This is a genomic window from Vibrio genomosp. F10 str. 9ZD137 (assembly GCF_049974785.1).
Classification (GTDB): Bacteria; Pseudomonadota; Gammaproteobacteria; order Enterobacterales; family Vibrionaceae; genus Vibrio.
Genome location: NZ_JBNGCJ010000569.1, coordinates 1 through 2,625, shown reverse-complemented (window position 1 = coordinate 2,625; position 2,625 = coordinate 1). Strand labels below are relative to the sequence as shown.

At 43.0% G+C, this 2,625-nt stretch carries 3 protein-coding genes; 2 read left to right on the top strand and 1 reads right to left on the bottom strand.

Features of this window, described 5'->3' with window-relative positions:
• Nucleotides 1-801 (bottom strand): alanine dehydrogenase (locus ACP45E_RS13820; protein ID WP_069585122.1); only part of this gene is annotated, 801 nt, incomplete at its 3' end.
• A 156-nt stretch (nucleotides 802-957) separates the two neighbouring features.
• Here ACP45E_RS13820 and lrp point away from each other — a divergent pair.
• Both lrp and ACP45E_RS13810 read left to right on the top strand, forming a co-directional pair.
• Nucleotides 958-1,452: a leucine-responsive transcriptional regulator Lrp gene (gene lrp, locus ACP45E_RS13815; protein ID WP_017033863.1), complete on the top strand. Its 495-nt coding sequence runs from the start codon at nucleotides 958-960 to the stop codon at nucleotides 1,450-1,452.
• Nucleotides 1,453-1,637: 185 nt separating this feature from the next.
• Nucleotides 1,638-2,625, top strand: a 988-nt coding sequence (locus tag ACP45E_RS13810) for a DNA translocase FtsK 4TM domain-containing protein (protein WP_241824315.1), incomplete at its 3' end; no start/stop codon positions are given.

The following is a 2,625-nucleotide window of genomic DNA, read 5'->3' as shown; positions in this document are numbered from 1 at the left end:
CCGCTCTTCCGATCTGGCACCTGGTTTCATTTTAGCGATATGCTCTTTTGTGACCAGTTTTGGAGCCGCAGCACCCGGAATTAATACCGCGCCGATAACTAGATCAGCTTCTAGGACATGCTTCTCGATAGCGTCTTCTGTAGAATAAACGACTTTCGCGCGCCCTTGGAATTCTTCATCAAGACGACGAAGTGTATCTAGGTTTCTATCTAAAATCGTTACGTCGGCACGTAGACCGACGGCCATTCTTGCTGCGTTAGCACCAACAACGCCACCACCAACGACAACGACTTTCGCAGGCTCAACACCTGGTACGCCACCAATAAGAAGACCACGTCCACCGTGAGATTTCTCCAAAGTTTGGGCGCCAGCTTGAATAGACATGCGACCTGCGACCTCAGACATAGGTGCAAGTAGTGGCAAGCGACCCATATAATCTGTTACAGTCTCATAGGCTATGCAGACAGCTTTGCTCTTTATTAGCTCATCAGTTTGTGGAAAATCTGGTGCGAGGTGCAAATAGGTAAATAATATTTGTCCCTCTTTGAGCATGGCTCTCTCGACAGTTTGAGGTTCTTTGACCTTTACAATCATCTCTGCTTTCGCGAATACGTCAGCAGCAGTAGGAAGAATGGATGCGCCTACAGCGATGTAATCATCGTCTGAAAAACCGATGCCTGAACCGGCATTAGTTTCTACAAAAACTTGGTGACCGTGAGAGATTAGTTCTCTTACACTTGCTGGTATCATGCCCACTCGGTATTCGTGGTTCTTGATTTCCTTTGGTACGCCAATGATCATCCTGGCTCCTTTTGTTATTATGGTTGTATTATCTATGTGTAGGGTAATTCTGTCGAATTAATATCTAGTATAGAAACTAATTTACAAAATTTGATACTGAATATTAAGAAGTTGTAGTATATTTTTTTGCAAGGAAGTAATAAGGTGGAATAAAAAATGGCAGACAATTACAAAAAGCCGTCTAAGGATCTAGACCGTATCGATCGCAATATTCTTAATGAGTTGCAAAAAGATGGTCGTATTTCTAATGTTGAACTCTCAAAACGTGTTGGGCTTTCTCCGACACCGTGTTTAGAGCGTGTTCGTCGATTAGAACGTCAAGGGTATATTACTGGGTATACAGCGTTGCTGAATCCTCAGTATCTTGATGCATCACTGCTTGTCTTTGTTGAAATTACGTTGAACCGCGGAGCGCCAGACGTGTTTGAACAATTCAATACAGCAGTACAAAAACTCGATGATATCCAAGAATGTCATCTGGTTTCTGGGGATTTTGACTATTTATTAAAAACTCGCGTATCGGATATGAGTGCTTACCGAAAGCTGCTTGGTGATACCTTGCTGCGTTTGCCGGGTGTTAATGACACTCGCACCTACGTTGTCATGGAAGAAGTTAAACAGACGAATCAGTTGGTGATCAAAACTCGCTAGGTTGTTTGGGTCAGATTTGTTGGAACTCTTTTCCATATTCTGACGTTAGGTAATTGGGTTTTTTTCATCATTATGGTTAAATCAATATGAGCGGCATTGCGCCGCTCATATTGTTTTAATTTCACTAACTATTATTTTAGTAACCTCAAGTTCTGGTTAGTCATCATCAAGATTAAAGTAGGTCTATGTTCAACGAGAACAATAAGAAAGTCGCGACAATTATTAAGACGGGCGATGCGTCGAGCTCCTCTCGTTTAAACGGCACGCAGCGGTTAAAAGAATGTGTGCTTATTATCGCTGTACTGGTTTCAATTTTCTTCATGGTGTCACTCTTCACCTTTAATCCTGCTGATCCATCCTGGTCACAAACCGCTTGGGGTATGGATATTCAAAATTCAGGTGGCATTGTTGGCGCATGGATAGCCGATACACTTTTTTTTATCTTTGGTTCTCTCGCTTATCCTATTCCATTCATTGTTACTGCACTCGCTTGGGTTTTCCTGCGTAATCGCGATCAAGACGATCCCATAGATTTTATGATTTGGGGAACCCGACTTCTAGGTTTGACGGTGCTTATCCTCACAAGCTGCGGGCTGGCGGATATTAACTTTGATGATATTTGGTATTTTTCATCGGGTGGAGTCATTGGTGATGTATTAACGAGTTTAGCGTTACCAACGTTGAACGTGCTTGGCACCACACTGGTATTACTATTTTTATGGGGAGCTGGCTTCACTTTGCTCACGGGTATCTCTTGGCTTTCTATGGTCGAGTGGATAGGAGAGCTATTTATTGGTTTGATTACGTATTTGGTTAACCGAATTCGCGGTGATCATGAACAGACTATTTCAGCTATCGTTGCTCAACCAGATGCAACGGATGTTCATCCTGAAGAGCATAGAGATGATCAAGTTGAATCTGTGGTTGCTCCTAGAGAGGAAGAGGAACAACTGCATCACTTTAATATTCACATGCCAGAAGGGTCAATCCATTCTAACATAGCGCCTGAAAGTACTCTTGAAACCACGCTTTCTTCTCAACATGTTGGTAATGAGTCACCGAGTGACCGGACATTGCCGTTGAATGCAACGATTGAGCAATTAGAGCAAGCGGCTCTAGAAGATGGGGATTTACCTAATCAGGATTCACGCTCAATCGTAGATCGGAAGAGCG

What these genes read in the sequence shown, in the direction of transcription:
- lrp (WP_017033863.1), top strand. Translation starts at nt 958, where the DNA reads ATGGCAGACAATTACAAAAAGCCGTCTAAGGATCTAGACCGTATCGAT.